Raw genomic sequence first — 24,929 nt, 5'->3', positions numbered from 1 at the left:
AAATACATGTTGATTTCTATTGGTCTTCTATTGGTTATTGTCTACTTTTCATGGAAGCTCTCGCCACGAGAACGGGCTGAGGATACCCACGTTCATGGCGCGGGGCAAATTGGCTTATTAGCGGCAGTGGCGCTTTTCGGGGTGGATTATTTCACCTCTTTCTTCTACGCCACCGGTGAGATGATGAGTGCCCTTCATCCATATGGTCTGCAACGCTATGGGTATATAGCTGTGGCGGTCATTGCCCTCGCAAACGCGGTTTTTGGGGCTCTCTACATGTATTCGCTGGGCACCTTCAATGAAGGAGGTGGGTCTTATACTGCTTCCATGCGTTATTTGACTCCTGCACTAAGCCTGATCGTAGCAGTTGTATTGATCCAGGACTATATATTTACCATTGTTGTGTCATCCCTGTCGGGTGTCGACCAGCTACTTTCCATCCTTGGAAAATATGATATCCATTGGGTATGGCACTTTGCCATCGGGGCAGCCCTGGCAGCAGTAACTTGGTGGCTGACGATCCGTGGGAGGGGTGAATCAGCCCGGGTTGTATTTATCATGTTAAGTATATTTATCCTGTTAACCATCACACTATTTGGAGGCCTTGTCGCTGCCAATTTCCGGGGTGTCGCGGCGGTGGTAACCACTGAAGCGATTAGGCCAGCCACGCTGGGACAAGCCGCCTATCATATGCTGACCGCTTCCATGAAAGGACTGGTAGCTCTCAGCGGCCTGGAAGCCATGTCTAATGGCATCCAGTTCGTGAAGAATGAAGATGCTGGTATTGTTCGCTGGGGGAAGAGACGATTACCGCGTCTCAAGAAATTATGGGAGTTTTACAGCGGTAAATCGGGCATTGGAAGATTCGTCCAGACTTCTTTCTTGTTTTATGGTGGCATAACCACCCTGATGCTGGCATCGTTTGCGATCCGTTTCAATGTCTTTGATGGAACTTTGGGGCGCACCCTGGTTGGCAACCTGGCATTTATCGGTTTCAACCAGCTCCCTGGTGGGCAGATCTTGTTTTGGGCATATCAAATCCTGGCAGTAGCACTCCTGGCTGCAGCCTCGATGACCGCCTTCCAGGATTTGCAGGCAACCGCCTGGCGAGATGTTGCTATCGGAGAAATCCCCGAGGTGGTTGTCTACCGTAATTCGCAGGGCACGTTCACACGTTCTGTGACTGCCGGCTTCATCGTCGCGGTGATTATCCAGTTCTTGGTGCGCGGGAAGACCACCCTGGCGGTGCCATACTATGGCGTAGGCGTGTTTATGCCAATTATGGTGATGGGGCTGGCTATTCGAAAGCATATCCTTGCCACACATACGGGTAGAGCACGCCTATGGGGCAGCCGGGCAGCAGGATTCGCGGCCGTGTTAGCTGCCATCGTATTTGTTGGGCAAATCATTGGAAAGTGGACTGAAGGCGGATGGGTGGTGCTGATCTCATTCAGCGTTCTGGTTGTAGCAGCGAACACCTTGTTGATTTCTCCTATTGGACAGCGTGACCCAAGGCAGATCCATCGTATTGTAAGGGAAAAGGCGCGTGTGCAAGGTTCGATGGGCTCTATCGTTGAATGGCAGTCCTTGAAGATGCAGGAATACCGCTATTCTGTGCTGGTGCTAATCTCACGATTCTTTGAGCTTCTCGGTGTGCGCCGGCCGTTGCGGTACGAACAGCCTATCCCGGCGGGTGATTACGATCATGCGGTTCATTCAGACGATCCGGATTCGCCTTCCTTGTTGGTAAAATATCTGCAACCGACCCCTGCGCCTCACCTGGGTGGGAAACCTAAGGAAACTGCCCCAGCCCCCGAAGGCCATCTTCCCTGACGTTCGATCTCGAGATAATTTAGCAATTCAGTCGTTATGATACAATCGCTATGCGTTTACAGCGCATAGCGATTGTCTTATGGTTTCCGACCCCATCTATACGCTCCCTGTTTCCGAAGTCTATGCTTCTTTGGAAACCTGCCCCGATGGTTTGACCACCCACGAAGTGGAGGAGCGCCGCTCGCTCTACGGCAGCAACCAGATTTCGGAGATGCCCCGCCAGCCTATTGGAAGAAAAATATTGGGATTCATTACCCATCCTATGGCACTGCTATTATGGCTGGCTGGCGGGATCGCCTTATGGCTGGGTGAACCCACCCTGGGGGTGATCATCTGGATCGTGGTATTGGTGAATGCCGGCTTCTCGTTCTGGAGAGAGTACCGCGCTGAACAGGCTACGGCCGCGCTGCAACACCTGTTGCCCAGTTTTGCCAGAGTGGTACGCGATGCGGTTGAGGTGAAAGTGCCTGCCAGTGAGCTGGTGGCAGGTGATTTATTAGTCCTGGCAGAGGGCGATAATATCCCGGCGGATGCCAGGGTGGTGGAAGAATATGGTCTGCGCGCCAATAATGCGGTGCTCACCGGCGAGGCGGTGCCGGCACGAAAAACTGCGGACGCCTCCCTGCGTGAGGGCATCAGCGAGGTGGAACGACCAAACCTGATCTTCGCAGGCACATCGGTGGTTTCAGGGACAGGCCGGGCGGTGGTGTATGCCACCGGCATGCTGACCCAGTTCGGCCGCATCGTGCGTCTCACTCAGGCTGTTCGTGAAGAACCCAGCCGTCTGCAACAGGAGATGTCGCGCCTGACGCGAATTATTTCTATAATTGCTTTAAGCCTGGGCGTGATCGTTTTTGCAGTGGGCACAATCGATGTCAAACTAGGCATGAATGAGGCATTTATTCTGGCTCTCGGCATCATTGTAGCTGCTATCCCAGAAGGTCTACCTGCCACGGTCACCCTTTCACTGGCTGCCGCCGTGCAGCGGCTGGCTCAGAAGGGTGTGCTGGTGAAGAAACTGTCCATCTTGGAAACCCTGGAGCATGTATCTGTCATCTGCACCGATAAGAGTGGCACCCTGACCCAAAATCAGATGACCGTCAGGCAGATGTGGGTGAGTGGGAAACCACTCGTTGTAACCGGGACCGGATATGAGCCAAAGGGAGAGTTTATCCCTAATCCGGGCAGCCCGGCAACCGAGAAGGACCTGCAGGCATTGCTCATCGCAGCCCTGATGTGCAACAACTCGCGTTTGAACCCTCCAGCCCCCGACCATCCGCAATGGACCGTGTTGGGTGACCAGACTGAGGCGGCTATGCGTGTGGTAGCCATGAAAGCTGGCCTGGAGCAGGAAACGGTGAGCAAAACCCTGCCACGCATTCATGAGATCCCATTCGATGCCCGGCGTAAGCGGATGAGCACCATTCACCAGGTGAGCCGGCCAGACGAGGCGTTTACAGAAATCGCTGCCCGACAGCAAGTAGCGTTCATTAAAGGTGCTCCACGGGAAGTGCTGCAGCTATGTACATATATTCGGATGCATGGCGAGGTTATTCCCCTCGATAATACCTGGCGTAACCATATCCTATCGGCAAATGATGATTATGCACGTAATGCCCTGCGGGTATTAGCCCTGGCTTACCAGGAACTGCCGCCTCGCGTAGGGAGTTATTCACTTGATAGGGTTGAGACGAACCTGGTCTTCCTGGGCTTGATGGCGATGATGGACCCACCGCGGCCGGAAGTCACTGAAGCGGTGAACACTTGCCGTAAGGCAGGCGTGCGCATGGTAATGATCACGGGGGATTATGGGCTGACAGCCGAGTCGCTGGCTCGGCGTATTGGCATGCTCACGACATCCAACCCATTGATCCTCACCGGGGCAGAATTTGAGCAGCTCAACGATTTCGAGATCCAGGGAATGCTGGACAAGGAAGTGATTTTTGCGCGTATGGCACCTGAGCACAAGCTCCGCTTGGTGGCCGCTTTCCAATCACGCGGTAATGTGGTGGCAGTGACCGGCGATGGAGTCAATGATGCCCCTGCCCTACGTAAGGCAGATGTGGGGGTGGCTATGGGGTTGGTCGGTACGGATGTTGCCAAGGAAGCTGCCGATATCATCCTTACCAATGACAACTTCTCAACTATTGCCCAGGCGATTGAAGAGGGCCGGACGGTATACGACAACCTGCGGAAATTTACCACCTATATCTTCTCCAGCAATGTGCCCGAGATCCTGCCGTTCATCCTGACGGCCCTGCTGTCACCGGCAGTGATGCCCCTTGCTCTGGGTGTCAGGCAGATCCTGGCGATTGACCTGGGAACTGACCTGTTCCCGGCTCTGGCCTTGGGAAGCGAGAACCCCGAGCCGGATGTCATGCAGCGCCCTCCGAGGCCGAAGACCCAACCTCTGGTAGACGGTAGATTGCTCCGGCGGGCATTCCTGTGGTTGGGGTTACTCGAAGCCTTGCTGTGTTTTGCTGCCTTTTTCTTTATCAATAACGGGCTGGATATCGCATATCTGCAACCTTTGCACGACCAGGTCTTCTCGCATATTCCGCACGAATCCCAGAACAGCCTGGCGATGACGGTGTTTTATGCTGGGGTGGTCATGGCCCAGGTTGGCAACGCATTTGCCTGCCGGACTGAGCGTAATCGCGGGCGCTACCTGGGCTGGCTGAGCAACCCAACCTTGCTGCGTGGCATAGCGATTGATCTGGTGATTCTCATTGGCTTGATCTATTTTAAACCACTGGCAGAGCTGTTTGGGAATGTGCCCATTCCGCCAATTATTTGGATTGGACTGGTCATTTTCCCAGTTGTTATCTATGGTATGGATTGGATATTGAAGATGCTGTTCCGTTTCCGTGAACGTTTTGTTCATCAGGTGATCAACACGAATATCAGCAAGGAGGAAATATGAAGATTATTGTGATGGGGTGCGGTCGGGTGGGCGAACAACTGGCCCGCCTGCTCGTGGATGAGGGACACCAGGTGGCGGTGATTGATTATGAGGCCAGTGCGTTGGAGCGCTTGGGGCCGGGTTTCAAGGGGCAAAAAGTGGTTGGTGTGGGATTTGACCGGGATGTTTTGGTCAGGGCGGGTATCGAACAGGCGGATGCATTTGCGGCTGCCAGCTCTTCCGATAATGCCAATATCGTAGCCGCCCGCATCGCCCATAATATTTTTCACGTGCCAAGGGTTGTGGCGCGCTTATTTGACCCTCAACGGGCTGAAATCTATCGCCGCCTGGGCATGCTGACCATCTCTTCCACCACCTGGGGTGCCGAACGCCTGCGTGAGCTGCTCACCTCCGCTGAGCTCGACCCGCAATTCAGTTTTGGAAGTGGAGAAGTGAGCCTGGTCAGTATCGAGCTACCACCACAGCTGGCAGGCCGGATAGTGCGAGACCTGACTGTGTCGAGCGAGATCGGTATCATCGCCATTACTCGCCAGGGAGCGGCGTTTATCCCCACCCTTGGAAGCCAGTTCAAGGAAGGCGATCTGGTTCATGCAGCGGTCGCAGCTTCATCATTGGAGCGATTGAAGACGTTATTAGGGTTGGAAGAAGGAGGGTAGGATGTTTGTTATCATTGTTGGTGGTGGAAAAACGGGCTCACAGCTCGCTGCGCAATTGATCAGCGGAGGTCATAAGATTATTCTGATCGAAGATCGTCCGGCTGTGCTGGAGAGGTTGCGGGAAGAGCTACCCAAAGAGGTGGTAATCGCTGGCGATGGTAGCTCGCCGAAGGTATTGGAAAGTGCAGGAATAGAGCAAGCCCAGGTGCTGGCTGCGGTAACCGGTGAAGATGAAGACAACCTGGTAATCACCACGCTGGGGCGCTTTGAGTTTGGGGTGCCGCGCATCATTGCCCGGGTAAATAACCCCAAGAACGTCTGGCTGTTCACTCCCGAGATGGGTGTGGATGTGGCTTTATGCCAGTCAGACATCCTGGCTAAGCTGATTGCAGAAGAGATGTCCATTGGTGACATGATGACCTTAATGAAATTGCGCAAGGGCGAATTTTCAATCGTGGAAGAAAAGGTGGACCCTCGGGCAGTCGTGGTTGGCAAGACGCTCAGGGATATCGATCTTCCGCCCCAATGTGTCTTTGCCGCGGTCATCCGTAAAGGACAGCTGATTGTGCCAAATGGTAACACAGAGCTCGCCCCGGTGGATGAGATCATCGCCCTGGTGCATGCCTCCCAGGTGAGCAAATTAGCTGACCTGTTGGGTAGGCCGAAGGAAAGCTAAGCGAAATTATCGCATTTATGGAACTTGCTGCCTGCGGAGCACGTCATATCCACTGAGGTATAATTGGCGGAATGGAATCTTCAAATTCAGATAAAACTAGTCCGACTTCGGCAATGATTGACTCGAGCACGAGACCTGAAAATAACGAGCTGCCCTCACAGGCAGACCTCCCCACCAACCAGGGGCTAGAACCTGATGCGACCCAACCCATGGCTGCAGTGCCGGAGCCGGGCGAAACGCAACCGGCTGTGGTCGAGCCATCCATGGATATGACCCAACCGTCCACGCTCAGCGATGAGGGGATAAACCTGCCACCGGAGATCCCGGAGGCACCAGCTGGTTCACCCAAGGGCAGGCGCTTATGGATCTTATGGGCATTCGTGGCAGTGCTGTTACTGGCTTTGATCGCCGGGGGCAGTGCATTTGCAGGTTATAACTCAGCAGTGAGCGAACGTGAGCGTTACCAGTCTACCCTGGTGGCGGGTGAGGCTGCCAACCAGTACATCCTGGCGCAGCAGGATATCGCTCAGGGTAATTTTGACCGGGCGCGCCAGCGGCTTGAATTCATCATTGAGATCGATCCCAATTATCCAGATGCCTCCAACCAGCTTGCCTATGTGCTGACCCAGCAACGCATCACTGCCACGCCGACTTTCGCAGCCATGCCAACCGGGACGCCAACGCCCGATTATCGCGGCCGGGATGACCTGCTCGCGCAGGCACAGAGCCAGCTGCTTGGTCGGGATTGGACCGGCGCGATTGACACACTCCTGCTGCTCCGCAAGAACTACCCGGATTATTTGGCGGTGAAAGTGGATGGCATGCTCTTTGTGGCCCTGCGCAACCGCGGGATTGATAAAATTTCCCAGATGCATGACCTGGAAGGTGGTAATTACGACCTCACCCTAGCTGAGCGTTTTGGCCCATTGGACGCTGAAGCGCGTAACTGGCGTGATTGGGCGGATTTATATATCCGTGGGGCCAGCTTCTGGGACGTAGATTGGGCCCAGGCCGTGTATTATTTTTCGCAGCTGGCGAATGCCGCCCCTAACCTGATGGATGCCTCAGGCTGGACTGCCTCCAGCCGCTATATGGATGCCTTGTTGGGATATGGTGATTGGTTTGCTTTAAATGGGCAGTGGTGTGATGCGCAGGCGCAGTACGATACCTATATGTCACTTCTGGCCAGCCCACAGGTTGAGCCCACTGCGGTGTATGTAGCAGATCAATGCTATCAACAGCAAAATCCTCCTGCTCCCGTCATTCCTGAAACCGAGACACCCACACCTACCGGAACACCCCCAGAAGTGACCCCAGAGGTAACTCCAACTCCCTGATTTAATTTTGTTTTGGTAGCGGTTCTTGGTAAAGCTGCGTAGACCGCCCCGGGTAGTAATGATACACGGCACGGTCGGGAAAATCGCGGACTAACGCAGCGTCGGTGGAGGGCGATACACTCCAGGCGAAGATGAACCGAGAGGTTAATTCCGGGTTCTCAAGGTCCAGTAACGCTCCATATTCCGTCCAGGAGTTGGTGTGAACGATGATCAGGGCAGGGGTGAGGACCTGGGCAGAGGATGCCTGGAATAGTGCCTGATCCGAATGGCTGATGTCGTATAAATCAACCATCGCACTCAGGCGAGCCGGCAGATACGCCACCAGATTAATTACCACCAACACTCCGACCAGCAGGGTGACCAGCAGCGGGCGTAGTTTGCGCCATCCCTGGTAGCGTAGATAAGCAGTTTTAGGGCTGTAAGGCCAGCCGGCCAGCCATGCGATACCGGCTGCGCTAAGCAACGTAGCGCTGTATAGACCTTCGTAGTAGTACCGTGGACCGAAGAGGCTGGCACCGATCCAGTAGGTCATGTAGACCAAGATCAGGCTCAGCGCGACACTGCCGATCAGCAATCCCTTTGGATTACGCCGGGATGCCCAGATACCGAACGGTAGAAAGATCCACGAGTAACCAGCCCAACCGAATAGATCGTTGCGGCCCGCAGACAGGCTGCTACGGGTGTTTATCCTGATCATGTTTAGTGTGTGGCCGGCAGCACCTCGCCCATGACCCGGCCCGAATCCCACCCGGTCGTAGGGCCACCACAGGGTATAGGGGTTGAGCAGAGCGTTGCCAGTCAGCGAGTACTGCCAGAGTAGGTAGCCGCCGATAAACAGCATGGCAACCAATCCAAAAATCAACAGGCGCAGGCGGGTTCGGGCGTCGCCCCGGAACAGTAAATAAACCCCATGAATTCCAAACAGAATGGCTATTGCCAGGGCGGTCATTGGGCGGGTCAGCATTAAGCCTCCCAGGGATAAAACCGACAGTGCCGCATAAGCCCACTGTTTTTTGGCATGCGAGGAAGAAAGCGTTTCTTTTGTGGCTTTGTCATCCCAGAAGGAACCCAGCCAACCCAGGGTGAAAGCAGCGCTCAAGACCAATCCTAATGGATGAGAGAGGAGCGTGCCCGAGTTCATCAGGAAGAAGGGTGAAGTGACAGTTAGCCCCGCCGCGAGCAGTCCCACGAAATCCGAAAAGATGCGTTTACCGAGCCGGTAAGTCAGCCACACGCCTAGCCCGGCTAACAGGGGGTTGATCCAGGCGCGTGCGCCTATCCCAATGGCGACCGCCAGAACCGCCGGCCAGCCGGGTGGGTATTTACCAAAACGCTCGCCATGATAATCAACAATAAAGGGGATCAAAAAGCTTTTTGAGTCGGGTGGAGATGGAACAGTCAGGTGACCATTCAACAGCGCCTTGGACTGCCAGACATATGCGATTTCGTCTTCGATGTGGGGAACAGCCTCGTAAATGTGCTGGGTGACCCATGCGGACGCGAAAATTCCCGCCAAGACCAGGGCCAGCGCGATCAGGTCAGCAGCATGCTTATGAAGCTGTTTTCGAATAGTTGGAGTGCTGCTGGTCAAAGTGCTTAATTGTACTTCCGGAGTTTATCATCTGGAAAGCGGGTCTCACGGAATAGCCGCATAATAGACGTTGTTGGCGATAGCCATAAAGGCGATCCGGTTAGCGCCGATGGAAAAAGCTGTTGCATCACCTTCCGCCAGGCTCGTTTTGGGCTGGTACTGGTGCTGCATGGTGAGCAACACGCTAAAATAGTAAATCGCCTGGTGCCCCGGGTCGAGATAAAAGATTGACCGTTCAGGGAAGGATATGTAGTCAATCTGGGAAAAGTGCGTATCCTCAACAACTGGGCCATGCACCCGTCCAGGGCGATTATCAGAATAGGAATATGGATCTTCACAGCGTGTGGGTGACTCAGCCATCGCGCTGTAAGTGCATTTGGTGGTGTGACCATCCGCGTGTAGCATGTATAAATCATCGTTATATACTTCCAGGTCAATGACGTCCTCCATCGGAGGGACGGTATCACCGAAGAACAGACGCGGTGGCTGGCTGACTTCCAGATTTCGGTAAATCCACACGGCATTGACCGTCGGATCAAGCACGTATAAGTCATTGCGATCCAGGCTCATGCCGATAGGTTGACCCAGGCCGGTATTGGGTGGCGCCAGGCTGGCACTGTAGGGCTGTGAGCCGACCACACAATAGAGTAGATTTCCGTTTGCATCCATTCCCAGGAGGCTGGCATTTTCATACCCGCCAGGAGGCAACTCTGAAATATCCACCAGGGGGCCGACGGTAATTGGCCCACTGGTTGGGCCGCATTGGAAGGTGGGGTCCATTTCATAGCCCCGGGTGGTGAGCACGGCATGCAAAACGCTGCCATCGGTGCCATTGAGGAGATATAGATCTGCAGCCGTAGCAATAATGCGGATGACACTGACACCGCTTTCCAACCCATTGATGATGGCGGGCTGATAGTCGAGGCGTTTCACCGCGTCCAGTGCGTCCAGGCTGCTGGTCACTTCTGCGCGCAACGCCTGCGATTGGCTGGTAACCGCATATTCTTCGGCGGTGTCCAGCTCACCCAGGGCTGTTTGCAGTGCCAGGCGCTGCTCGAGTGGATTGGTGAGCGTGGCAGCATACGCAGCCTTCTCCACTGCCTGTTGGTAGTATATTTCGTGCTGCTTGGCCTGGCCGCGTTGCAGGAAAACCATGCCACCAACTACTGCCAGGATGAGTGGAATGGCGATGGCAAGGAAAATCATCGTGGACTGTGGCAGGCGCAACACATCAGCGTCGGGCAATAGGTTCTTCAACAACCGCATTAGCGCAATACCAATCGCTGAGAATGCCTTACCAAAGAGATGCAAAAAGGCTGCTGTAAAGGAAGACAGCGCAAGGCGAAGTTTGATCAGTGGTCCGGTCCATGGACGGGGCGAAGGCGCTTTATTTTTCTGTTCCCCGGAGGCAGGCCCTGGTGTAGCTACTGTGCTTGCCGGCTGATCTGACCCTGTTACAGGCGCTTCTGCTTGGCTGATCTTCACTTCGGCTGTCGATGGCGGAGATGGTATTTGAGGGGTGGGTGAAACGGATTCTCTCCTTTCGCCACTCGATAAAGAAACTCCGGCGGCGACGAGGGGAACGGCGATGGGTTGGTCTGCAGGCACCGGCAAGTCGGGCTCAGCTTCTGGGGGCACTTCAGGTAATGGGATTACTGGCACACTGACCGGTGGCAGGGCTGCTCCAGTGGGTTGCTGCACATCAGTAGCTACAGTGGGAAGCTCGGATAACTCGACCGGAGGCGGGGTCGGCGAGCTCACAACCGGGGTTTTTTGTTCAGGAAGGGTCTCGCTAACAGACTTATGGCGAAGCATCAGCATCTTACCACTGCCGAGTTTGGCTTGAATGATGAGCGAATTAAACTCGGGGCTCATGTTAGCCGTGAGCTGGTGCCTCAGCGCCTCGATCCCGCCCGTGGCGGGATGGCTTAAGGATGCTTCAGACCACGCAGGCGCAGGTACTGTCGCCAGGACCAGGTAATCCTCCACCGACAGCTTGAGCTGCAAGAACCTGATCGGGGTGGAACGGCTAAGCCCTAAGCCCCGACCAGTTGTCTCCAGATCATACAGGGGCTGCGTGCGTGTAGCTGTGACCAGGTATGCCTGGACTGCACCGCTTTGGGCAATATATAAAGTATCGGACCGTAAAGCTGCCAGAAGCAGCTGGCCAATCCCCTGCTTACCAGAGCTGGTGCTGCGTAAATTGCGATCAAGGAGCTGTAGGTTGATTGTTTCAGCCAGAGAGCGTAAGGCTGCAGTCAGGCTTCCAGTGGTTTTATAGAATTTTTGCGAAAGCTGTTCCAGTAGCTGGGTTTGGGCCCCTGGTGCGAGCGGAAAATTGCCTGTCATGCTGAAGTAGATGATCAGGCTGTCGGATTCGCGCTCACGGGCTGTTCGGCGGGGAGGCGAGACAGCGTATAGATCAGGGAGCTCCGAAGGCTCCAAGGCACCTTGCCGGGCAACCAGCAATAAATTTAGGTCAAGGGAAGAATTCATACCGGATGATTATACTGGTAAAATCTATCCTGGATTATACCCTCAGGAGAAATCATGCAACTTGAAACCATACGTTCCCTGCCCGAGTTAATCAGCCTCGAAAAGGAATGGAATGAGCTGTTAGCCATAAGTGCAAGTCATGTGCCGTTTCTACGTCATGAATATATCACGGCCTGGTGGCAGGGATTGGGTGGGGGCGAGTGGTCGCAGGGAGACCTGGCAGTAGTCATTGCGCGGGATGAGCAGGGTAAGCTGATCGGTGTTGCGCCATTATTTATGACCAATAACCGGGATAACGAGCCTGCCTCGCTGTTGATCGGCAGCATCGAAATATCCGACTATTTGGACGTGATTGCCCGCCTAGAAGACTTATCAGCATTCAGCGAAGCACTCCTGGCGTATCTGGAGCAAGACCAAACCCCAGCCAGCCACCACCTGGATTTGTACAACCTGCTGGAAAGCAGCCCGACCGTCCCTGCGCTCAAAGTGGCAGCTGAAAAACTGGGTTGGAGTTATTCCGAAGAACCCCTGCAACACTGCCCTTACATCCTGCTCCCCGGCGATTGGGAGAAATATATCTGCGGTGTTGATAAAAAACAGCGCCATGAAATCCGCCGGAAAATCCGCCGCTCTGAGGAATACTACCTGCCGGTACATTGGTATATCAGCCAGGATGGCGCGAACCTGGACCAGGAGACGGACGAATTTTTGCAGTTAATGACCAACGACCCCGATAAAGCCAAATTCCTGACACCTGCCATGCGCCAGCAAATACATGCCATTGTGCAGGCAGCAGCCAAAGCTGGATGGTTGCAGCTGGCCTTCATCGAAGTGAACGGTGAGAAGGCTGCCGGGTACCTGAATTTCGATTACATGAACCATATCTGGGTGTACAACTCGGGGTTGGATTTTCGTTTCAGCGAGCTATCTCCCGGGTGGGTGCTGTTGGGCTACCTGCTGGAGTGGGCGAACACCAACAAGCGCCAGTATTTTGACTTCATGCGCGGGGACGAGCAATATAAATACCGTTTCGGTGCTATTGACCGGCGGGTGATGCGCCTCACGCTGCGCAAGCAGTGATTTAATACCCCAAATTTCTAATCGATAGGCTAGCTAAAGATCCTGGGCATACCCCAGCCACCCAGCCTGACCGATGCAGGCTTGTCGGTCCATATCCCGGGGATCTGAGCGCCACATTTCGGGCAGGTACCAGTCTCGCTAACCTTGTATTGGTGGATGACGTATCCGGTCCGTTCGATCAGCAGGGTCTGGCACCTTGTGCAGTAGGTGTTTTCATACTCCCGCAGACTTCCCGTCAGGTTCCCGGCATACACAAACTTGAGGCCCGCCTCCTGGCCGATCTCTGCGGCGCGTTGCAGGGTCTTAACCGAGGTAGGCGGGGATGCGGTCAATTTATAATCGGGGTGGAAGGCAGTCACATGCCACGGTATATCGGCGGAAACTGAGGTGATGAATCTGCCAGCTTCCAGCAGCTCCTCAGTGCTGTCGTTGAAACCAGGGATAACCAGGGTCACTACTTCCACCCACAACCCAAGCTCGTGGGCTTTGCGTATGGTATCCAGTACATTTCTTAGCACCCCTCCCAGCTGGCGGTACTGTTTATCCCGCATGGTTTTCAAGTCGATCTTGTAGCCACTTAAATAATGGCGCAAGTAGTCCAGCACCTCAGGCGTGGCATTGCCATTCGACACATAGACACACTGGATGCCCTCCGCTATTGCCAGCTTAAATATAGCAACGGCCCATTCGGAGGTAATTAGCGGCTCATTGTAGGATGAGGCGATCACCCTGGCTCCTGCTCTTTTGGCTGCCAGCACCACCTGCTCAGGACTGATACGCCGCAGGTAATGGACCGACTCGTCGGCAGCCGGGTCGCGCAGCATCTGCGAGCTCACCCAATTCTGGCAGTTGGCGCAGTGAAAGTCACAGCCGAGCATGCCGAAGGTCAGGGCATCACTGCCAGGAAGCACATGGTAGAAAGGTTTCTTTTCAATGGGGTCGGCTTGCAAGCCTGCCACATATCCCCATGGTACCTGCAGTTTGCCGTTCCGGTTGAAACGCACCTGGCAGATGCCTCGTCGCCCTTTGCGGATAAGGCAGCGGTGGGCACACGCCAAACACCGCACGCTATCATCTGGCAAAGCTTCGGCCAGGTCCATCTTTTCGATGGTCATTTCATCAAGGATTTCCGCTACGGTCTTCATAAGCTCCTTCTCCTTAGCGATTATCCCATTATAATCATGTTTGAAGGTCGAATGATTTCAAGGCTACTAAATCCCCAACCGTTCGAGGCATGGCAATGCTGACCCTGGCGATCCAGGCCGGTGGTGAATCAAAGCGTATGGGCAGCGACAAGGCTCTGCTGCCTTTCATGGGTAAGCCTCTGATTATGCGCGTGCTCAGCCGGTTAGCCCGCATCGCCGATGAGGTGATCATCACCACTAACCAGCCTGAGAATTACCGCTTCCTTGGTATCACTCCCGTTCCAGATATCCTCCCTGGGTTGGGCGCCTTGGGTGGCTTGTATACTGCCCTGAACGCTGCCAGCCACCCATACGTGGCAGTGGTGGCGTGTGATATGCCCTTTGCCAGCCCAGAGCTCTTCCTATACGAGCTGATGACCTTGCGTGAGACGGAGGCGGATGTTTGTATCCCGCGCACCATTGATGGCACAGAGCCTTTCCACGCGATATACCGGGCCGAGGCTTGCCTGCCATACGTGCGCCTTGCCATCGCAGATGGAAAACGGCGGGCGGATGCCTGGTTTGAGAAAGTGAATATTCATTACCTGTCTGCAGAAGAGATGCGTCCTTATGATTCGGACCAGCTGGCATTTATTAACATCAACACCCATGATGATTTAAAGTCAGCCGAGACGATCGCCAGAAAGCTTGCCTAAACAACGCGGCTGTAATAAAGCAGATAGAAGCCGCGAATTTCATCACGATTACCTGCCAAAATTACCTTGACGTTATAATTGCTCAACAAAAAACATCCTAACAGGAGACCCCCTCATGCCGCTCGATCTGACCGCAATTCGCTCACAATTCCCTGCCCTCAGCCGTGATTGCATCTACCTGGATAACCCGGCTGGCACTCAAGTGGCGCGCACCGTGCTTGACCGCATGCAGGATTACCTGGTGAAGCATAACGCCAACCACGAAGGAGCATTCACCACCAGCCGCGAATCTGATGCCTTGGTGGAAGAAACGCGCCAGGCTGCTGCGGACTTCTTGAATGCCTCCGACCCCCATGAAATCGTCTTTGGCCCGAATATGACCAGTTTAACCTTCAATATAAGCCGCTCGCTGGTACGCACATTCAACCCCGGTGACCGGATCGTGGTTACCTGGCTGGATCACGACGCTAACGTCACCCCGTGGGTGATGGCGGCTGAAGACCGGGGTTGTGAGGTGATCAGGGTGGATTTTCATGCCGAAGATGGCACATTGGATATGGAAGCAATGCAGGCAGCCATTGAGAAAAAGCCGCGCCTGGTGGCGGTCGGGTATGCCTCCAACGCACTGGGGACGGTCAACCCGGTGGATCAAATCACGCGTATGGCCCACGAGGCTGGTGCGCTGGTCTATATCGACGCAGTGCAGTACGCCCCACACGGTCCGATCGATGTGCAGCGCCTGGATAGTGATTTCCTGGTATGCTCGTCATATAAATTCTTCGGCCCGCACATGGGGGTGCTGTATGGGAAGTACGACCTGCTCGACCGCTTGACCGCCTACAAGGTGCGGCCTGCCCCCTCAGACCCCCCCGGCAAGTTCGAGACCGGCACGGGCAACTTCGAGGGGATGTGCGGGGTGCTCGGTGCGCTGGAATACCTCCAGTGGGTGGGCGAGACCTACGGGGAGGAGCACGCCGAGCGTTATGCGGTAGGGTATAACGGTCGCCGTTTGAGCTTCAAGCTGGGGATGAGCGCCATCCGCGCCTACGAGTTCGAATTAAGTCGCGCCCTCCTGGATATCTTAGCGGAGACGCCCGGCGTGACCGTCTATGGCATCAAGGACACTAAACGCCTTGAGGAGCGTGTGCCCACCTGTGCGTTCACGTTACAAGGTAAATCTCCACGCCAGGTGGCCGAGCAGCTGGATGAAGCCAATATTTACGTATGGGACGGGAATTACTATGCCCTGGAGGTCACCAAGAGGCTGGGGTTGGAGGACAGTGGCGGCATGGTGCGGGTAGGTCCGGTGCATTACAATACGCTGGAAGAGATCAGGAGGTTTGGGGAGGTGTTGGGGAGGATTACGGCGGGTTAATAGTGCCTTTATGCACCCAGAATCTCTTGTAATCGGATTATCAAAGCGCGCAAATCGTCGTGAACAATCGCCCACAGGATATCAAAATTCACGCTATCATACCCATGGATCAAGTGGTTGCGTACCGCTATCATCTGAAGCCAAGGTAAATCTGGGTATTGAGTTCGAACATCTTCAGGAATACGATTTGCAGCTTCGCTGAGGATGCAATGGATAAACCCCAGCCTCGAGTTGTCAGACACCAGCAAAAACCACAAAGCCCCCCTGCGTGGGCAGCATGCCTTATCTCAGATTATGTTATACTCCATCAAATACTCATTTTATTTTAACCAGATGCAGCCTAAACCCAAAATTATTGAAGATTAGACTGCAGTTTCACATGCTGCTGAGCCATAAATTCGCAGCGAACCACTTCGTCAGCCCACCTGACAGCAGAGCACCCGGCAACGCGAAGCGAAGATAACCATACGAATATGGGGAGGTCGCCATGGCAAGGAAACAATTATCCTTATTGGTGATTGTCTTTACCTCCGCAACCGCAATTCTACTCTTGTTCAGCATCCTGGATGAGACGAGTCGCCGTCTTACTAAGAATGCTAAGGCTGGGACACTGGATGATCCGGTAGTGATGGACATTGCCCCTGCCACTGCTCCCAACGACCTGGACACGCCGATTGTCATTACAGGGACAGGCTTCACTGAAGGGGTGTCCGGCACGCTTGCTTTCCTCGGCAGTAATTCCTTAACGGACGTGACCTGGGTGAACAGCACCACCTTGCATGCGACCATCCCATGGGGATTGGTTGAGGGGGTTTACACCCTGACGGTGGTGAACCCCGATGGGGGTACGGGCAGTCTGCCGAATGCCTTCACCGTCACTGATGGCATCGGTGTGTGGACCAGCGGTGGACCGTATGGGGGGATTGTCTCGCATGTGGTCCTGAACCCGGTGACACCGACCCAGGTGTATTCTTCGGTTGGATGGAGCGGGCTGTTTGCCAGCCACGATGCAACCGATACATGGCACCCGGCCATACTCGGTGCTTTTCCAGAGCGACCCACTTTTAATGCCGGGGATCCGCAAACCATGTATGTGAGTTTTGGTGCTCCCAATTACCGCAGTGACGATGGTGGCCTGACCTGGCAGAGCCTCTCTCACGCAAGCCCATGCAATGAACTATCGCGGCTGTTCGCCCATCCCACACAACCTGGTACGGTTTACAAGTCGGTGAGTTGTCAAGTAGATTTTCAACCCTGGGGTGGCCTCTACAAATCCACCGATTGGGGCAGCACTTGGATCACAATGACCACTGGCATGACTAATACGAATGTGATAGCACTTGCCTTTCACCCTGATAACCCCGAGATCATGTACCTGGGGACGTATTCCGGTACCGTTTACACCAGCACAAACGGCGGTGACACCTGGTCATTTGCTGCAGCCCTGCCCTCGATTTTTTATGGTGGATTCTATGTCAATCCCTACGGGTCCCACGAAGTGTGGGCTGCTTCGGGAGGTTGTCAACCGTATCCCAGCCTCTTTAAAAGCCTGGACCCGGGTCTGACATCCTGGACACCGGTGGGTTCTTGGGAAAGTGTTGTTTCTGTGACCTTCCATCCCACCATATCCGGCACGCTGTATGCTGCGGTAGGGGACGGATATGTCAGTTCTAACAATGGGGATACCTGGCAGCCGGTTGGGCTTCCTCTACCGCCGCATGCATGTATGTGTGGCTGCACGAACGGTTTTGCCATAGACCCGCAGAACCCTGCAACGATTTACTCCGCCACCGGATATGGGATCTATAAGAGCTTGGACGCGGGCAATACTTGGAGCGATGCTAACCAGAATCTGGCGGGGGTGTTACCGACCTCCCTGGCGGTCTCACCGTTCGATCCCCAGGAGCTGTATGCCAACACCAATATAGGCCCGGTGCTGAAAAGCAACAATGGCGGCCAATCCTGGCAGGCTCTGGAGATACCCTATCCGGGCTGGGAGGCCAATGTGGCTGTGGATCCCTTTGTACCTGAGCGCATATACTTCAACAGCCTAGAAGTTTTTTCTACAGAGTGTCAGAATATGCCCTGTATTGGGCTTAGCGAAGATGGGGGTCTATCCTACCGGGTGATCACCTTCACGCTGCCCACAACCTATACCGGTTGGGTTCTCGGAGGTAATCTCTGGTTCACACCGGATCCACTGGTAGCAGGCCATATTCTCATGGATATGACGATCTACCAACCGGGAATAGGGGATGAGCCGCTCCGGGTTATGTTCCATAGCAACGACCACGGCGAGCATTGGGCATATAGCAGCTTTAGTTCTCCCGGGGGAAGTTCCGTCATCGCCTTTGATCCGGTCAACCCTGGCATCATCTACCTGGGTAGCAATAGTTCAGGTGTTTATAAAAGCATTGATGGCGGCATAACTTGGCTGGCTTTGACCTCCTGGCCTGGTCCTGGAATGATTACTGCGCTGACAGTGCATCCAACCCAACCCAATATCGTTTTTGCGCATGGTTCGTCTTTCTTTGAGTACGAGCCAACACAAGGCCTTTATCGTTCATTGGACGGGGGTTCCTCCTGGGAATATCTGACAAACCAGCCCCCGCGTCCGTTTTGGGGGCTGGCTTATGCGTTAACCGACCCACCCACATTGTATGCCGGTGGTCTTGATAGCGGCTTGTGGCGCAGCCGCGACAACGGACAAACCTGGGAAGTGGCTGCCAGGATGTCGCAGGGAACCATCCGAGCCCTGGTGACCGCCACCGACAGCGAGCGTGTGTTCGTCTATGCGGGCATTTCCGCTGGCGCAGTGAGCGAACCGGGTGTGCTGAACCAAGGAGGAACACAGGCGAGCGTCAACACCCAACTGCTGGGCTCCGGGGTGTTTCGGCTGACGACTCTTCCCGGGAAGCGGGTGTATCTACCGCTGGTATCCATGTACGGAGTGCCATAATGGATCTATACTGGAGGAGCGATGAGCTACCAGCTGGGTGAGGCTTATGACGTGGCCATGGCTGGCATTGTGCTCTACTAGATAAATATTCATCCGGTCAAGGACAGGTTGAGCGACCTGTGTGCCGCCGGGGTTGTCGAAGAAGATCGCCGGGCGCTTCATGGCGGGAAACTTGGAGCGGATCGTGGGAAGATCGAGGGGCATGGTAACTCCTTGAATTCAGTGTAAATATCCATGGCGAGCAGGTATAGCTCAAATTATACCTGCCGGTTACCCACAGATCGTTATTCAGACAATCATTCGATCAACAACCTGGCCGTAAAAGCCAGTTTTCCGTTTTGCTCATTGCGTCTCGCAAAACAAATTCTTCGGGCCGCACATGGGGGTGTTGTACGGGCGTTATGACCTGCTGGATAGGCTCACAGCTTACAGGGTCCGCCCGGCTCCCCAGGAGCCTCCTGGAAAGTTCGAGACGGGCACCGGTAACTTCGAGGGCATGTGTGGGGTGCTGGGTGCACTGGAGTATATCGAATGGGTGGGCGAGACATACGGCGTCGAGCATGCTGAACGTTATGCGGATGAGTACAGCGGGCGTAGACTGAATTTCAAGCTGGGCATGACTGCCATCCGCAGTTATGAGTATGAGCTCAGCCGGGCTCTCCTGGATATCCTGGCGGAGACGCCTGGTGTGAAAATCTACGGGATCACAGACACCAGACGTTTGGAGGAACGCGTGCCTACCTGCGCCTTCACCCTGAAAGGGAAATCTCCCCGCCAGGTCGCTGAGGAGCTGGATGAGGTAAACATCTTCGTATGGGATGGAAATTACTATGCCCTGGGGGTTACCGAGCGCCTGGGGCTGGAGGATTCAGGCGGGATGATACGGGTTGGGCCGGTGCATTACAACACTGTAGAAGAGATCAAAAGGTTTGGAAAGGCGTTAGGGAGAATTGCGGTAGGGGAGGCGTAATATAGGATTTGTTTGTCAGACGGAACAATTCCGTTAGGATGAATTTTGTTTTTCTTGAAGCTTGTAAAGACCAAGGGGCTGACTTGACAATATAACTCAGTCAGCCACTTTGTCGTTGATGAACAGAACCGTAGTTTAGCAAGTCATATCTCAGGGGTTATATTATATAAACAAGAATGAGATACGTTGGAGGCATTTGAAAGACAATCGAGTGAAACCACATGCTATTTCCAGGAAAGTCTGAGCCACTTCAATGAACAAGTTCGATCTATGGGTCAACCATAGATCGAATCGCGAGTCAATTAAGACTGCTCAACTCATCCACCAGTGATAATGTATCCCCAGAACTCACCGGTTTCATTATTCGTAAATACACGCATCTGCTGACCTGCATAGATTCCTTCCCCATGACCTACACCAGAAATAGTATTGGAATTTGCCGATAATTCGAAATTACCTACCCAAACTCCACCCTCCTCGGTTTCCATACGGAACTTGCCATTTATCGTAAGAAACATTCCACCTAAATTTATCACGCCATCGTACGGATACAGAATACCAGTAAATTGTGGAAGATCAGCTACTTCATGACATATTTGATTGTCTATCCTAAGGTGGTAAGTTCGACCAGCCATCCACTCCCGCTCTACCACCCAATCCTCGCAGCCAGTCTCAATTCCTGTGAAGTAAATCCGGTTGTTATCGGCACGCGCTGTAGTCGGTATCGACAATGTGAGCAGGATGGCGATTACTGTAAAGTTGATGATTATTCTTCTGGTATTCATTTTATATTTTCCTTTTGAGTAATCGAAAATGTTTGTTGTTTAGACGAATGGAATTATTTTTTTATATACTGAGCACTCAACTAGTCACAGATGGTAGGGTAATCGTTTAATTTTTGATCTTTCACCTCCTCAGTGTCGTTGTCCCGTTGGAATGTATCTCCTTGTCTGGTCTTCTTGCGCAGGAATTCGAACAATTCATCCATATCTGCGAATCCAATTCGCTCCCCGGTAATCGGATTCTGAAGCGAGCTCAGCCATCTGCTTCCAGGTTTGCCCTCACACCATAGGCGGAGTACATATGATAAATACTCTTCCGGCATAACAGTCCCGGTTTTTTGCTGTTTCACGCCTGCTCAAAGCTCCCTGTACATTCACAATAACAAATGCACGCAGTCAAAACGTTGTTAAAACGTGGACAAATCCCAAATCAATCGGAGAATCCTGCGTTATTCTTTCGATAAAAAATACCTCTGCTTCCTTTCTGCTATAATGAATACACCGCGAGACCACGGATCAGGAAATTCTTCGGGGGTGATATTTGGTTGCGATTACTGTTCGACTATTCGGGCCCTTCCAGGTTTATCTCAATGGCGTACCTATTGAAGGTTTTCGCTCGGATAAGGCGCGCGCCTTACTAGCTTACTTGTGTACCGAAGAGATAAAGCCTCATCGCCGAGAAAAGCTGGCGGGGTTATTGTGGCCAGAAATACCCGAAAAATCCGCGCGTGCCAATTTACGTTATGCATTAACCAATCTCCGTCGCATCCTGAGTGCGCAAACCAGCTCATGCGAGCCGAATTCTTCAGGTGATATCCTTGCCGCCACTCCACAAACGATCCAGATCAATCCAACCAATGATCTATGGATCGATGTTGCTATATTCGAAGAGGTTGCCCATCAGTTTAAATCTGGCAACCGGATAATGCCCGACGTGTCAATCTTGGAGCAAGCAGTAGATTCGTTTCGGGGAGAATTTTTAGAAGGCTTCTCCTTGCATGGCAGTCCTGCATTCGATGAGTGGATCTTACTCAACCGAGAGCGCTTCCATCGACTCGTAATCGAGGCGCTTCACCAACTGACGGAGTACCACCTTCAAGCATGCCATTATGAACAAGCACTATATTTCGCTTGGCACCAGGTGGAGCTAGATCCGTGGCAGGAGTCTGCACACCGTCAACTGATGAAGTTACTGGCAATCAGTGGACAGCGTGCCAAGGCGTTAATTCAATACGAAACATGTCGTCGAATATTAGGAAAAGAACTAGGGATTGAGCCGGATGAAAAAACAAAGGCCCTGTACGAACAAATTCAACAGGGTGAGATAACAGTAAATACAGCAACTCATTTACAAGCGACGCCGCTTTTTTCACCACCTGGCTCATTTATGCCAGTAGGGCCGATGGTCAGGCTTGAGCGACAACCATTCTTCGCCAGGCAAAGCGAATTATCCCAATTAGCTAATTCCTTACGCCGATCCATCGATGGATCGGGTCAGGTGATATTCGTATCAGGTGAAGCCGGCAGTGGTAAAACCGCCCTGATCAATGAATTTGCCTATCGCGCGTTTGAAATGTACGATGATTTAATCGTTGTACGTGGTAGCTGCAATGCTCATACAGGAATTGGTGACCCATACCTGCCCTTCCGAGAAATTCTTGGGTTGTTAACAGGGGATGTCGAATCGAGCGGGATAGCTAGAACGATGCCAAATGAATACACTATCCGTTTATGGAATAATATGTCCCTGGTTGTGCCGGTATTATTGGAGCATGGGCGCGACCTAATCAAAATGCTCCTCCCAGGTGATGCCCTGGTTCAAAGAGTTAAAGCTTGCCTGCCCGCGCAAATTGATTGGATCCGAGACATCACTGAGTTTGTGGCGCAGAAGTCATCAACGCAGGGAGGGCATGCTCTTACACAATATGCCTTGCTTGAGCAATTTACTCGAATAATAAGAGAATTAGCAGTTCACAGACCTTTGCTAATTTTGGTGGACGATTTGCAATGGACTGATCAAGGATCCATTAATCTACTCTTGCATCTTGGAAAGCATTTACAGGATACCTCCATATTGCTCATCGGTGCATACCGTACGGAAGAAGTATTACTCGGTAGAAATTCACAACCGCACCCCCTTCTGACAGTTATCCACGAATTCCAGCGAGATCACGGAGTGATCAATATCGACATTGAGCAAGCAGAGGGATACTCATTTGTTGAGGATTTAATTGAAAGCGAACCAAACCAACTGGGAGGCAATTTTCGAAAGACGTTATTCAAGTTAACCAAAGGTCACCCATTATTTACACTTGAGCTGTTGCGTGGCATGCAAGAGCGTGGGGATTTAGTAAAGGATTCGCAAGACCGCTGGATCGAAGGTTCGGCTCTAAATTGGGAAGAATTACCCGCTCGCCTTGAAGCTGCGATTGCTGAACGCATCAATCGATTATCAGGTCTAGAACATAGTATTCTGCGGTTAGCCAGCATCGAAGGTGATGTGTTCGCCGCAGAAGTTGTGGGAAGAGTGAAAAAGATATCTGATGCTGAAATGGTCGATTTGCTTAGCGGTGAGTTAGACCGCAAGCATCGTCTAATTCAAGCCCAAGGCACAAAACATTTAGATGGTCAGCGACTTTCGTACTATCATTTTCGCCATATCCTGTTCCAAAAATATCTTTATTCCAGCTTGGATAAAATTGAAAGGGAACACTTGCACGAAGCAGTCGGCACCGTTATCGAGGGATTGTATCAAAACCTTCCAGATCAGATCATGGTGTTTGCACCTCAGCTTGCCAGACATTTCCAGGAAGCCGGGATGGCGATCAAAGCTGCCAGATACCACTACCAGTCTGGGGAGAGAGCGGTACGCCTGTCTGCGAATGAAGAAGGTATGTTCCACTATTATCAAGCTTTACAACTTCTGGCCACACAACCTGATTCGCCTGAGAACAACCAACTAGAGCTAAAAATCCTGGTTGCCTTAACCATACCGTTGCTAGCCATTAAAGGCTATATATCTCCTGAGCTTGATAAAGTGGTAAAGCGAGCCAGCGTGCTCGTCCGAAATACGGGTGGTGCACGTGAGCTCATGGGAACGCTTTTGCGTCTTTTCCTGGTTAACACGACACACGGTGACCATCAAGTAGCTTTGGAATTTGCCACGCGACTAACTCATATAGCTCAGCAAAATCAAGATGTAATCATGGAAGCTATCGGGGTTCATGCCCAGGGTGTCGTAAAGTTTCACCAGGGAGAATTTAGAAAAGCTTTGAGCCTCTTTGAAAAAGCTATTGCCTTATATGATCCTGCTCAACACCGCACTTCTGCTTTTATTATGGGACAGGACCTAGGAGTTGCTGGCCTCTGTTGGGCAATGCTGAGTCTGTGGATGCTGGGCTATCCGGATCAAGCCATGCAGCGTAGGCAACAAGCGCTTGCCTTGGCTCAGTCCGTCGATCATACTTTTAGTTTGGGGTATGCCTTCACCCTGGCCGATTCCATGATCCATCAGTTGCGCAACGATATCACTTTGGCTTACAAAGGAACCGCTAATGCGTTGGAATTCGTGAATAAGTATAGTTTTACTTTCTTTCAAGCGTACAACCTGGTTGTCATGGGTTGGGCTCAAGCGGAAACAGGTCATATTGAAGAAGGTATAGCTCAAATATTGTCAGGGATAGTCAAACATAAAGAAATGAATGCGCGTAGCTTTCTTCCGCATTATCAAGCCTTACTGGCTCGCAGCTATTACCTGGATAGAAATTTAGATGCAGCATTGGAAGCCTTTGATCAGGGGCTGGCATTAGTGGAAGAGACTGGCGAGCGGTATTATGAGGCCGAGCTCAAGCGGCTTAAAGGGGAGCTTTTCATTGCACAAGGGAAGGAAGCCCAGGCTGAGGCATGCTTCAGCGAAGCGATCAAGGTTGCACGGGATCAGAATGCCAAGTCCTGGGAACTCCGTTCAACAACCAGCCTGGCATGCCTATGGCAGATGCAAGGGAAGGGGAGTGATGCACTACCCATGATTTCGGAAATCCACAGCTGGTTCACTGAAGGCTTCGACACCTACGACCTTGAGCATGCCAGTTCTTTGCTCTCAGAGCTGAAATAATCGTTGTATCGTCAGGAGCTGATTTTTAGTAATTCTGCTAAACACAATTCCGAAAGGTCGGTTTACTGGTGAAGGAAATCCGGCGATTAAACGGGCGTGTGTCCACCTGCCCCTCACCTGCCCCTCACCTACCAAAAATACACCTCGCCGCCGGGTGGTCCTTCACTCCATGCAAGGTAATCAACAAAGCTGGATTAGGCTAATATCTTCGTATGGGATTGAAATTACTATGCCCTGGCCGTTACCGAGCGCCTGGGCTGGAGGATTGAGGTGGGATGGTACAAGTCGGGCCGGTGC

Annotated in this window: 18 protein-coding genes; 11 read left to right on the top strand and 7 right to left on the bottom strand. The window is 52.8% G+C overall.

Going from position 1 to position 24,929, the window contains the following annotated elements; all coding sequences use genetic code 11:
- Positions 1–6 precede the first annotated feature (6 nt).
- From C3F13_01985 to C3F13_01965, 5 genes are all read left to right on the top strand, one after another.
- Positions 7–1,833: a hypothetical protein gene (locus tag C3F13_01985; GenBank protein PWB56332.1), complete on the top strand. Its 1,827-nt coding sequence runs from the start codon at positions 7–9 to the stop codon at positions 1,831–1,833.
- Positions 1,834–1,912: 79 nt separating this feature from the next.
- Complete coding sequence (locus tag C3F13_01980; GenBank protein PWB56331.1) at positions 1,913–4,756, top strand: hypothetical protein; 2,844 nt, start codon at positions 1,913–1,915, stop codon at positions 4,754–4,756.
- On the top strand, positions 4,753–5,412 hold the full coding sequence (locus C3F13_01975) for a potassium transporter TrkA (GenBank protein ID PWB56330.1): 660 nt from the start codon (positions 4,753–4,755) through the stop codon (positions 5,410–5,412). Before C3F13_01980 ends, C3F13_01975 begins: the two co-directional genes overlap by 4 nt.
- Before the next feature lies 1 nt (position 5,413).
- A complete protein-coding gene (locus C3F13_01970) occupies positions 5,414–6,088 on the top strand; it encodes a potassium transporter TrkA (protein ID PWB56329.1) in 675 nt (224 codons plus the stop codon).
- Between the two features lie 71 nt (positions 6,089–6,159).
- Complete coding sequence (locus C3F13_01965; GenBank protein ID PWB56328.1) at positions 6,160–7,425, top strand: hypothetical protein; 1,266 nt, start codon at positions 6,160–6,162, stop codon at positions 7,423–7,425.
- Between the two features lies 1 nt (position 7,426).
- Here C3F13_01965 and C3F13_01960 read toward each other — a convergent pair whose 3' ends face one another.
- The gene (locus C3F13_01960; GenBank protein ID PWB56327.1) at positions 7,427–9,016 is read right to left on the bottom strand and encodes a hypothetical protein; all 1,590 of its coding nucleotides are present in this window, start codon (positions 9,014–9,016) and stop codon (positions 7,427–7,429) included.
- Positions 9,017–9,061: 45 nt separating this feature from the next.
- On the bottom strand, positions 9,062–11,512 hold the full coding sequence (locus tag C3F13_01955; protein PWB56326.1) for a hypothetical protein: 2,451 nt from the start codon (positions 11,510–11,512) through the stop codon (positions 9,062–9,064).
- A 54-nt stretch (positions 11,513–11,566) separates the two neighbouring features.
- On the opposite strand from C3F13_01955, the gene C3F13_01950 reads away from it, so the two are divergent.
- Positions 11,567–12,592 (top strand): hypothetical protein, encoded by a 1,026-nt coding sequence (locus C3F13_01950; protein ID PWB56325.1) that lies wholly within the window; start codon positions 11,567–11,569, stop codon positions 12,590–12,592.
- Positions 12,593–12,621: 29 nt separating this feature from the next.
- Here C3F13_01950 and amrS read toward each other — a convergent pair whose 3' ends face one another.
- Positions 12,622–13,737, bottom strand: coding sequence for an AmmeMemoRadiSam system radical SAM enzyme (amrS, locus tag C3F13_01945; GenBank protein ID PWB56324.1), 1,116 nt, complete (start codon positions 13,735–13,737; stop codon positions 12,622–12,624).
- An 89-nt stretch (positions 13,738–13,826) separates the two neighbouring features.
- On the opposite strand from amrS, the gene C3F13_01940 reads away from it, so the two are divergent.
- Positions 13,827–14,432 carry a molybdenum cofactor guanylyltransferase gene (locus C3F13_01940; GenBank protein ID PWB56323.1) on the top strand — a complete coding sequence of 202 codons (606 nt, stop codon included), beginning with the start codon at positions 13,827–13,829 and terminating at the stop codon, positions 14,430–14,432.
- A gap of 115 nt (positions 14,433–14,547) precedes the next feature.
- Positions 14,548–15,807 carry a cysteine desulfurase-like protein gene (locus C3F13_01935; GenBank protein PWB56322.1) on the top strand — a complete coding sequence of 420 codons (1,260 nt, stop codon included), beginning with the start codon at positions 14,548–14,550 and terminating at the stop codon, positions 15,805–15,807.
- 8 nt (positions 15,808–15,815) lie between these two features.
- On the opposite strand, the gene C3F13_01930 is transcribed toward C3F13_01935, so the two are convergent.
- On the bottom strand, positions 15,816–16,064 hold the full coding sequence (locus C3F13_01930; protein PWB56321.1) for a hypothetical protein: 249 nt from the start codon (positions 16,062–16,064) through the stop codon (positions 15,816–15,818).
- A gap of 230 nt (positions 16,065–16,294) precedes the next feature.
- Here C3F13_01930 and C3F13_01925 point away from each other — a divergent pair, with 230 nt between their 5' ends.
- Positions 16,295–18,766 carry a hypothetical protein gene (locus C3F13_01925; protein ID PWB56320.1) on the top strand — a complete coding sequence of 824 codons (2,472 nt, stop codon included), beginning with the start codon at positions 16,295–16,297 and terminating at the stop codon, positions 18,764–18,766.
- Here C3F13_01925 and C3F13_01920 read toward each other — a convergent pair.
- A complete protein-coding gene (locus C3F13_01920; GenBank protein PWB56319.1) occupies positions 18,734–18,970 on the bottom strand; it encodes a hypothetical protein in 237 nt (78 codons plus the stop codon). The genes C3F13_01925 and C3F13_01920 overlap by 33 nt on opposite strands.
- Before the next feature lie 175 nt (positions 18,971–19,145).
- Here C3F13_01920 and C3F13_01915 point away from each other — a divergent pair, with 175 nt between their 5' ends.
- Positions 19,146–19,736, top strand: coding sequence for a hypothetical protein (locus tag C3F13_01915; protein ID PWB56318.1), 591 nt, complete (start codon positions 19,146–19,148; stop codon positions 19,734–19,736).
- Positions 19,737–20,053: 317 nt separating this feature from the next.
- Here the strand turns inward: C3F13_01915 and C3F13_01910 are convergent, their stop codons facing one another.
- Positions 20,054–20,521 carry a hypothetical protein gene (locus C3F13_01910; GenBank protein ID PWB56317.1) on the bottom strand — a complete coding sequence of 156 codons (468 nt, stop codon included), beginning with the start codon at positions 20,519–20,521 and terminating at the stop codon, positions 20,054–20,056.
- Positions 20,522–20,601: 80 nt separating this feature from the next.
- Positions 20,602–20,841 carry a hypothetical protein gene (locus C3F13_01905; protein ID PWB56316.1) on the bottom strand — a complete coding sequence of 80 codons (240 nt, stop codon included), beginning with the start codon at positions 20,839–20,841 and terminating at the stop codon, positions 20,602–20,604.
- 218 nt (positions 20,842–21,059) lie between these two features.
- Here C3F13_01905 and C3F13_01900 point away from each other — a divergent pair, with 218 nt between their 5' ends.
- Positions 21,060–24,632, top strand: a complete 3,573-nt coding sequence (locus C3F13_01900; protein PWB56315.1) for a hypothetical protein — start codon at positions 21,060–21,062, stop codon at positions 24,630–24,632.
- Positions 24,633–24,929: the final 297 nt, after the last annotated feature.

It is taken from the genome of Anaerolineales bacterium, assembly GCA_003105035.1.
Lineage (GTDB): Bacteria > Chloroflexota > Anaerolineae > Anaerolineales > UBA4823 > FEB-25.
This window is presented reverse-complemented; position numbering and strand designations above follow the sequence as displayed.

What these genes read in the sequence shown, in the direction of transcription:
- C3F13_01985 (PWB56332.1), top strand. Translation starts at nt 7, where the DNA reads ATGTTGATTTCTATTGGTCTTCTATTGGTTATTGTCTACTTTTCATGG.
- C3F13_01980 (PWB56331.1), top strand. Translation starts at nt 1,913, where the DNA reads ATGGTTTCCGACCCCATCTATACGCTCCCTGTTTCCGAAGTCTATGCT.
- C3F13_01975 (PWB56330.1), top strand. Translation starts at nt 4,753, where the DNA reads ATGAAGATTATTGTGATGGGGTGCGGTCGGGTGGGCGAACAACTGGCC.
- C3F13_01970 (PWB56329.1), top strand. Translation starts at nt 5,414, where the DNA reads ATGTTTGTTATCATTGTTGGTGGTGGAAAAACGGGCTCACAGCTCGCT.
- C3F13_01965 (PWB56328.1), top strand. Translation starts at nt 6,160, where the DNA reads ATGGAATCTTCAAATTCAGATAAAACTAGTCCGACTTCGGCAATGATT.
- C3F13_01955 (PWB56326.1), bottom strand. Translation starts at nt 11,512, where the DNA reads ATGAATTCTTCCCTTGACCTAAATTTATTGCTGGTTGCCCGGCAAGGT.
- C3F13_01950 (PWB56325.1), top strand. Translation starts at nt 11,567, where the DNA reads ATGCAACTTGAAACCATACGTTCCCTGCCCGAGTTAATCAGCCTCGAA.
- amrS (PWB56324.1), bottom strand. Translation starts at nt 13,737, where the DNA reads ATGAAGACCGTAGCGGAAATCCTTGATGAAATGACCATCGAAAAGATG.
- C3F13_01940 (PWB56323.1), top strand. Translation starts at nt 13,827, where the DNA reads ATGGCAATGCTGACCCTGGCGATCCAGGCCGGTGGTGAATCAAAGCGT.
- C3F13_01935 (PWB56322.1), top strand. Translation starts at nt 14,548, where the DNA reads ATGCCGCTCGATCTGACCGCAATTCGCTCACAATTCCCTGCCCTCAGC.
- C3F13_01925 (PWB56320.1), top strand. Translation starts at nt 16,295, where the DNA reads ATGGCAAGGAAACAATTATCCTTATTGGTGATTGTCTTTACCTCCGCA.
- C3F13_01920 (PWB56319.1), bottom strand. Translation starts at nt 18,970, where the DNA reads ATGCCCCTCGATCTTCCCACGATCCGCTCCAAGTTTCCCGCCATGAAG.
- C3F13_01915 (PWB56318.1), top strand. Translation starts at nt 19,146, where the DNA reads ATGGGGGTGTTGTACGGGCGTTATGACCTGCTGGATAGGCTCACAGCT.
- C3F13_01910 (PWB56317.1), bottom strand. Translation starts at nt 20,521, where the DNA reads ATGAATACCAGAAGAATAATCATCAACTTTACAGTAATCGCCATCCTG.
- C3F13_01905 (PWB56316.1), bottom strand. Translation starts at nt 20,841, where the DNA reads ATGCCGGAAGAGTATTTATCATATGTACTCCGCCTATGGTGTGAGGGC.